The following is a 7,929-nucleotide window of genomic DNA, read 5'->3' as shown; positions in this document are numbered from 1 at the left end:
CTTCACATACCCTGTTTTACTCACTGGCAGCCATATATCCGATTTTAAAAGAACAATATAACTATCCTTTTCTTTCAGCTCGATCTTAGTAACCTGCGCCAAATTTATAATATATGAACGATGTATCCTAATGAATTGAGCGGAGTCCAAAGTTTGTTCAAAAAAGCTCATTGTTTTATTCTTATGAAATATCCCCTCAACGGTACTCATTTTCACATAATCATCATCTGCCTCCAGGTAGTGAATATCAGAAACGGCAATAATTTTAATTACCCCATTCTTTTTAACTACAACCCTATTATTTTGTGTTGGACTAAGCGCTGCAGAATCTAATAATTCTCTGGTTGATTCATCACTATTGTTATTCAACCTTGATGGTAGTTTCTGCATAGCAAGATCAAACCTGCTCTTTTCAATAGGTTTTAATAGATAATCGACCGCATTAACTTCAAACGCCTTAATTGCATACTCATCAAATGCCGTGGTAAATATTACCGCAGGCGGTTTCTCTACTAATTCCAACATCTCAAAACCATTAATTTTTGGCATTTGTATGTCCAGAAAAATAAAATCAGGCTGGTGCTGAGTGATCGCTTTAATACCTTCAAACCCATCATTGCATTCTGCCAACACCTCAATATTTGGAAAGTCGCTCAGATAATGTTTCACAATATCCCTGGCTAAGGGTTCATCATCAATTAGTATTGTTCTTATCATTTGCCTGAGGTATTTTAAGCGTTGTTATAAATAAATTATCTTCTGTAGCCTTTGTTTTCAGCAATTTTTCATCAGCGAACAACAAATATAGCCTTCTTTTAATAGCAGACAAACCAAAACCAGTTCCGCCAGCCGCCTTCATTTCAGGATCATAAGGATTTTGTACCATAATCACCAGGACATTATTTTCAACCTTTACTTGCATTGAGATTGTAATTGCAGCCGAGGTATTGTAAAGGCCGAATTTTATTGCATTTTCTACTATCGGCTGTAACAATGTACCTGGCAAATACAGATTCAACGTATCCTCGTCGATATTAATATCAATATTCAATCTGTGGCTAAATCTTACTTTTTCAATATCAAGATAAAGCTGGATATATTCCATCTCTTCTCCTACGCTAACCCAAACCTCATCATCACGTTTTAATGTACCTCTTAAAAAGGCGGCAAGCTTAGTGATCATGGTGCCTGCCTCTTTAGGATTTACTATAGTAAGGGCATATACAGAGTTCAAGCTATTAAACAAAAAATGTGGCTGCAGCTGATGCCTTAGCTTATTTAATTCTGCTTCCTTTGATAAGTTCTGAGCCGTGAGCAATCTTTGCTGGGTGGCAGACTGTTCTTCCAGTCTGTACCATAATATATTTGCTAAAGCACACCAGGCTAAAAATATAAATACAATAATAAAGCGAACCAATAAAGACAAGTTTAAAAAACTTTGGTAAGTAAGGTTATCTACAAACAAAAAGTTTAGTGCAAACTTACTTGCAAAAGTGATGATCAGAGCCAGCATTAGAGTTAACACTAGTATAAACAATATCGTTTCATTTTTAGGTTGGTAATAACCTAATAAATTACTCAGAATAATACATGCTATAGCCAATAGCCCATTTGTTATTAAACTGTCAGCAACAGAAACAGGCAGCGTAAAATTCAGTGTATAATAAAACAGGAACACAAAAATTGCTACCCAGGCTAAAAATATAACAAGGGCAAACTTCTGGATCTGTGGAACTGATAGAGGTCTAGTTGTCAAAACAATCTAATTCTGTAGTTGTAAGTTGTATATGTTCTTTTAAAAAGGCCTGTCTCTTTTCTATCTGATCTAAAAAAGCAGAGACATCAATTGGTTCATGCATTATTGATGCTATTTCAGCACCATCATCAGGTGTTTGAATTTCATGCAGATCAGCAATGCAAATAAATCTCCAGGTTACCAGTTCGCCACTACAGTTATTAAATGGCGGATGAAAACTATTGGCTGTTTCTTCTGCTTTTAAAAGTGCTTCTGCACTATTTAATGCTAGCATTAATCTTAATTGTTCATCAAACTGCGGTTTGTAACTACCCTCACCGCAAACTATTTCATAAATATACCTTACTAAAAACCATTTCATAACATAGGGTTTTAAAAGTTTCTAATATCCACCCCGCCAAATAATGCCACCCCCTTAATAATTATTATTTTTCTTGGCCCGTCTATCACCTGACCCATTGCTCTCTTATCATCCATACCACCAAAAATGGCGGTAACTTCAGATTTCACTTCCCAACTTGGTGGAATCACGATCTTTAATCCTCCAAATATTGCAACCACCTCCAGAATTATTGTGCCTTCAAAATCAGCTTGCGTTAAGTTGATATCCGAGCCACCAAAAATCGCGATCACATCCCCTCCTTTAAAATTCTTTGAGAATACATTTTGATGGCTGCCTCCAAACACATTCACGGAATCAAGAATATCATCTTTATCTATATCGCTATATTCTTTCGTTTCATCTGTATTCACAGCTTCATCAAAGTTTCTGAAACGTGGATGTCTTTTATTCCATCTTTTTCTCCACCTCTCTTTATCCCATTCAGTTCTTTTGGGTTTAAAAATCATGTACAAACCAAGAATAATAAATGCAATAGCAAAATAGTATTTGGACAAGTCAAATTCTCCAATGTCTTCAAGTGTAAAAAACCCTCCTACCAACACCATTATCATCCATCCACCACCGTTAAAGTTCCTCTTATAACCAACCAGCAAGCCGATTACAATCAACAAGGTATGCCAGCTGATAACCCAATGAGGAATATCGATGCCAAAATTCCTTAAAAAGAACACCAGACCTACACCTAATATTATCAACCCACTCCATAATCTGCTAGAACTGTTGTTGTTCGTAAATTTTTCCATTTCTGTATATTTTATATAATTCAATAAAGTCTATTAAAATCTTTATGAATTTTATGCTCTATTTAACTTTTAATATAATGTACTAGATCAAATGTATATAGAACCATCCCATTAGCCAACATTAATGATTTATATCTACGCCAAAGATCGGTAAACGTGCATTTTTAATCGGTGAAAATATCCCTTACTTTTGACACATGAAACATCTCCTTACTATTATTTGCATATGCCTGCCCTTATTTATTTTAGCGCAAACTTCGCGGCAGTATAAAATTTATGATGTTAAAAATCGAAAAGTTATCTCTGTAAATGAATTGATCCAAAATCTAAACAAAACAGATGTTTTATTTTTTGGTGAAGAGCACAATGATTCTGTAGGTCACACATTGGAGCTTGAAATTCTTAAACAGATCCATCTTGCATACCCCAAAACTGCTCTTTCTATGGAAATGTTTCATACCGATGTACAGCCTGTGATAAATGAATATCTAGGAGGTTATATCTCTGAAAAAAATTTCACGAAAGAAGCTAGGGCATGGAACAACTATAAGGACTACAGCCCCCTTATTGAATATGCAAAAGCCAACAAAATAGATGTAATTGGAGCTAATGGAGCTGCAAGATATAGCAATATGGTTAGTAAATCAGGGCTCAATGTTTTAAATACCCTTCCTAAAGAGTCGAAAGCTTATTTACCCCCACTACCTATAGACACAGCAACCGGAAGCTATTACAATAAATTTATAAAAGAACTTGGCGGCCATAATATGGGTAGCATGAAAATATACCAGACTCAGAATTTTTGGGATGCTACAATGGCTTGGTCTATTGTCAGATATATAAAGAAACATAAGGGTACAAAGATATTACAGCTCAATGGCCGCTTTCATAGTGACGAAAGATTGGGTACGCTTGCAAAATTAAAAAGTACTTCGAAGAAACTTACCATTTCGAATTTGTCGTGTTTCCCTTCGGCAGATTTTAACAACCCTGAATGGGAAAAACACAAACACCTGGGTGATTATATTATTATAACCGACCCAGGTGTCAAAAAGAGCTTTTAATTTACTTTTTCAGTAAATCTCTGATTTCAGTAAGTAGAACTTCTTCTTTAGTAGGACCTGCAGGTGCGGCTGCAACTGCCTCTTGTTTGCGTTTCATTGAATTAATCCCTTTTACAAGCATAAATACCGCTAATGCAAGTAATAGGAAGTTAATAGCTACTGTAATGAAATTACCGTAAGCAAAAACAACAGCCCCAGGAACTTTTCTTGCATCAACAAGTGCCATTCCTTCGGAAACAGTTCCTTTTAGTACTACATACATATTACTAAAATCAACCGAGCCGACTATTGTTGAAATTAACGGCATGATAAGGTCATTAACAACACTGTCTATGATCTTACCAAAAGCACCACCGATAATTACAAATTAAAAAAAAAACGGCCGCCCATCCAGGCCAAGCCATTTTCTAGCCTAAATTTAACCTGTTATTGGCACCCCTATGACAGACATCCACCATGGCTCCGCCAATAAAGCAAATAGCTCATAAAATTCATAAATCGGAATCAGCGACACATGAAAGAATCAAACTATTAAAAAGGGAGGTTTTGTAAAAGCATCTGTACTATTGCTCGATTACACAAAACTCCATAAGATTGAATTGGCGTATATACTTGTTAGACTCAATGACCATTCATCACTGGCAGCTTACAATTTCTTTCAGCAAATAAACACTTTCGAAGAGGTAATGGAATGTTCTCAGATCGCCGGACAATATGATTTTCATCTTAAAGTTGCGACCACCTGCTCTAAGAGTTTTTATGTTTTTTTTGAAACAAAACTTAAAGCAATGGCTATGGTGGGAAAAACTTTCACTTATTATGTATTAGCGGAACATAAGCGTGAAGCGGCGCTCAAACTTTCGTGATTTGTTTTAAGTACAAATTTTGAGATAGTAAGTATTATAAATAAGAATACAATGTTGCATTATATTCTTATTTATAATATATTTAATCGTATGAAATCAATTGATCGTAAATCCATACAATTGATTACCAAAAATTGGATGAATTTTGGTTTAGTTTCAGATTTGGAAAGGGCGCTGACTGGGGCCTGTAATATAGTCGGTTTTTGCAGCACTTTAATAGGTACCTTGTTCGGACCTCGTTCGACCAGAGCCGAACAAAAACAGAACCGGAGTGGTACGAGGGCTGAATGACCTGGACCACCCAATTTTTATTCACGCATAACCCTTTTTCTAGCTATTTCAAAACCTTTTCAACGTATTTTTGCACCAAATTATCATTAAAATTAATTACATTAATCATAAAGAAACATTCATATAAAATCATCGTCAAAGGGGAATAGATATTTGTAATGTCGATGAAATATTTCGCTAAAAACGGTTGATATATTTCGCTCTGTTTATCAGGTATTTTCTATAATATAATTGTGGCAATTGCTATTATATAAACGAAATGCGTATTTTTGAAACAGGTATATTAAATTACCGGGCCACTTACTCTATGCTTAAACAACATTTACAACAAAAACTCCTTCAAAAATTATCGCCTCAGCAAATTCAGTTTATAAAATTGCTGCAGGTACCAACCGTTGCTTTAGATACACGTATTAAAGAAGAATTGGAAGAAAATCCTGCATTGGAAGATCCAAGTCTAATGATTGCAGAAGAACCTAAAAGTGAGTATGATGATTTAAATGATGCACCGGATGATTTTGATGCCGGAGCAAAGGAAGAAAGTGTTGATGAATTTAATGTAGATGACTATTTGCAGGACGATAGTGTAAATGATTACAGTACATCGTACAATAACAATGATGACGATGAAGAGAAAAAGGAAACTCCAATTGCGATTGAAAGTACCTTTTTTGAAAGCCTTCAGGAACAACTGGATCTTGTTCCTTTATCAGATCAGGACTTTATTATTGGTAAACAAATTATAGGAAGCCTGGATGACGACGGTTATTTACGACGCCCAATTACTTCAATGATTGATGACCTTGCATTCTCTCAAAATGTAATGGTTGAAGAAGAAGATGTTTTTGAAATGCTTAAGGTTATTCAGGCATTTGATCCTCCGGGTATTGCGGCCAGAGATTTGCAGGAGTGCTTAACCCTTCAGTTGAAACGGAAAGACCCTAGTAACCCAATTATTTTAAAGGCTATTGAAATTGTTGAAAATTATCTTGACGAGTTTACCAAAAAGCATTACGATAAACTTGAAAAATCTTTAGGTTTAAGCAGTGAAGATCTTAAGGAGATTATTGCCGAAATATTACGGCTCAACCCTAAGCCTGGCGATTCTAATCAGGTAACAACAAAACAATTACAGGTAATTCCCGATTTTCATGTATCAAATAATGATGGTATCTTAATTCTTACGCTCAATTCAAAGAATGCACCGGAATTAAGGGTTAGCCGCTCCTATATTGACATGTTTGATCATTACGATAAAGCAGCCCAGAAAGATAAAAAGATGAAGGAAGCGGTTCAATTTGTAAAACAAAAACTGGACTCGGCAAAATGGTTCATCGATGCCATTAAGCAAAGGCAGCAGACTTTGCTTAAAACCATGAATGCTATTATGCAATATCAATACGAATACCTTCTTACCGGAGATGAGCGTAAAATGCGCCCAATGATCTTAAAAGATATTGCAGATAAAATAGATATGGATATCTCTACGGTTTCGAGGGTTGCTAATTCTAAATATGTTCAAACCGAATTTGGTACTTTTCTATTGAAATCGTTCTTTTCTGAAGCCATACAAACAGAAAGTGGTGAAGAGGTTTCTAATAAAGAAGTTAAGAAAATCCTTGAAGACTGCATCGGCAATGAGGATAAACGCAAACCACTTGCAGATGAAAAGCTCACAGAGATACTAAAAGACAGAGGATACAATATTGCCCGCAGAACTGTAGCTAAATATAGGGAACAAATGAATATTCCTGTGGCCCGCCTTAGAAAAGAGCTTTAATATTTGATTTACCACATTTTTGTGGTGCTAAACACTTCGTACACATTATTGAGTTGGAATCCTAAAACAATTTCGTGGCTTCCATTCGTAACACGATTCAGATCCGAAGTAACAAAATCGTAAGAATAGGTAAGGTTAATCAGTTTGCTAATATTCACCCCGGCCAATGCGGCAAATGAGTCGTCTTTACGATAACTCCCCCCTATCCAAAATCGGTCTTTAAAGGACAGTTTCATATTTACATCTATTGATACCGGTGTAGGGCTTACTTTTTTGAACATCACAGAAGGAGTTGCAGATATCTCTTCTGAGACAAAAAATCTATATCCGGTGGTAACAAAAAAGTGCGGAACTTCCTTTCCAAGATTGAATCCAGGATCATTCACAAATTTTAACTTCTGAGATAAGATTTGCTGCGCCGATGCACCTGCAAAAAATCTGGCTCCATATAACCAAATTCCAAGCCCCAAATCTGGCTTAACCTGACTTTCAATGGCATTCCTGGTTGCTGGTTCTATTTCTCCATCATGAAACTGCAATGAGCCCGAATCGAACCCTATCCTTGTTAATCCGGCAGCAACACCCACCGAAAGATTTAACTGATTGGCCATTTGCAGGTGATAGGCATATGTAATATTGGCATCTAATCTCGATATTGGCCCAACTTCATCCAATACGGCGATTATTCCCATCCCGTGGTGTGAAGGTGAAGCAGTATAATTTTGCATATAATTCCTGCTCATCGGGTTGTCTCCCTTATCAGGCAAGGATAGCGGATTTCTCCATAAATAATCATCGCCAAGCTTCCAGTTCACTGAAACAAATGAAGTTTGAGGTGCATCATTTATACCAACCCACTGTTTTCTATAACCAACTTTTATGTCGGTATAGTTTTCAATACCACTAATGGCCGGATTCAACAGGTAATTGTTAAAAATATACTGGGTATACTGAGGCCTTTGTTGCGCTAATGCCACAACATTTAGTGATACAAGTGCCAGAATAAGGTATATATTTTTTCTCACG

Annotated in this window: 9 protein-coding genes; 3 read left to right on the top strand and 6 right to left on the bottom strand. The window is 36.1% G+C overall.

Annotated features, from left to right (window positions below):
- From AC1DDX_RS09000 to AC1DDX_RS08985, 4 genes are all read right to left on the bottom strand, one after another.
- Nucleotides 1–717 (bottom strand): LytR/AlgR family response regulator transcription factor (locus tag AC1DDX_RS09000; RefSeq protein ID WP_477621967.1); only part of this gene is annotated, 717 nt, incomplete at its 3' end.
- Nucleotides 695–1,756, bottom strand: a complete 1,062-nt coding sequence (locus AC1DDX_RS08995; RefSeq protein WP_246269427.1) for a sensor histidine kinase — start codon at nucleotides 1,754–1,756, stop codon at nucleotides 695–697. The genes AC1DDX_RS09000 and AC1DDX_RS08995, both read right to left, overlap by 23 nt.
- The gene (locus tag AC1DDX_RS08990) at nucleotides 1,746–2,117 is read right to left on the bottom strand and encodes a DUF4288 domain-containing protein (RefSeq protein ID WP_172659829.1); all 372 of its coding nucleotides are present in this window, start codon (nucleotides 2,115–2,117) and stop codon (nucleotides 1,746–1,748) included. Before AC1DDX_RS08990 ends, AC1DDX_RS08995 begins: the two co-directional genes overlap by 11 nt.
- A gap of 11 nt (nucleotides 2,118–2,128) precedes the next feature.
- Nucleotides 2,129–2,902: a LiaF transmembrane domain-containing protein gene (locus AC1DDX_RS08985; RefSeq protein ID WP_172659828.1), complete on the bottom strand. Its 774-nt coding sequence runs from the start codon at nucleotides 2,900–2,902 to the stop codon at nucleotides 2,129–2,131.
- A gap of 197 nt (nucleotides 2,903–3,099) precedes the next feature.
- Here AC1DDX_RS08985 and AC1DDX_RS08980 point away from each other — a divergent pair, with 197 nt between their 5' ends.
- Nucleotides 3,100–3,966, top strand: a complete 867-nt coding sequence (locus tag AC1DDX_RS08980; RefSeq protein WP_172659827.1) for a ChaN family lipoprotein — start codon at nucleotides 3,100–3,102, stop codon at nucleotides 3,964–3,966.
- A gap of 1 nt (nucleotide 3,967) precedes the next feature.
- Here the strand turns inward: AC1DDX_RS08980 and mscL are convergent, their stop codons facing one another.
- On the bottom strand, nucleotides 3,968–4,324 hold the full coding sequence (mscL, locus tag AC1DDX_RS08975) for a large conductance mechanosensitive channel protein MscL (protein ID WP_477621969.1): 357 nt from the start codon (nucleotides 4,322–4,324) through the stop codon (nucleotides 3,968–3,970).
- Nucleotides 4,325–4,532: 208 nt separating this feature from the next.
- Between mscL and AC1DDX_RS08970 the strand changes: the two genes are divergently transcribed.
- Nucleotides 4,533–4,832, top strand: coding sequence for an Lrp/AsnC family transcriptional regulator (locus tag AC1DDX_RS08970; protein ID WP_353935603.1), 300 nt, complete (start codon nucleotides 4,533–4,535; stop codon nucleotides 4,830–4,832).
- A gap of 598 nt (nucleotides 4,833–5,430) precedes the next feature.
- Complete coding sequence (gene rpoN, locus AC1DDX_RS08965) at nucleotides 5,431–6,903, top strand: RNA polymerase factor sigma-54 (RefSeq protein WP_172660307.1); 1,473 nt, start codon at nucleotides 5,431–5,433, stop codon at nucleotides 6,901–6,903.
- A gap of 8 nt (nucleotides 6,904–6,911) precedes the next feature.
- Here rpoN and AC1DDX_RS08960 read toward each other — a convergent pair whose 3' ends face one another.
- Nucleotides 6,912–7,928: a PorP/SprF family type IX secretion system membrane protein gene (locus tag AC1DDX_RS08960; RefSeq protein WP_172659824.1), complete on the bottom strand. Its 1,017-nt coding sequence runs from the start codon at nucleotides 7,926–7,928 to the stop codon at nucleotides 6,912–6,914.
- Nucleotide 7,929: the final 1 nt, after the last annotated feature.

It is taken from the genome of Pedobacter sp. 10L46_2 (assembly GCF_056395165.1).
The sequence above is the reverse complement of the archived record's forward strand: the minus strand, read 5'-3'. Positions and strand labels throughout refer to the sequence as shown.

Coding starts and splice junctions, on each gene's coding strand:
- rpoN (WP_172660307.1), top strand. CDS start 5,431: ATGCTTAAACAACATTTACAACAAAAACTCCTTCAAAAATTATCGCCT.
- AC1DDX_RS08990 (WP_172659829.1), bottom strand. CDS start 2,117: ATGAAATGGTTTTTAGTAAGGTATATTTATGAAATAGTTTGCGGTGAG.
- AC1DDX_RS08980 (WP_172659827.1), top strand. CDS start 3,100: ATGAAACATCTCCTTACTATTATTTGCATATGCCTGCCCTTATTTATT.
- AC1DDX_RS08985 (WP_172659828.1), bottom strand. CDS start 2,902: ATGGAAAAATTTACGAACAACAACAGTTCTAGCAGATTATGGAGTGGG.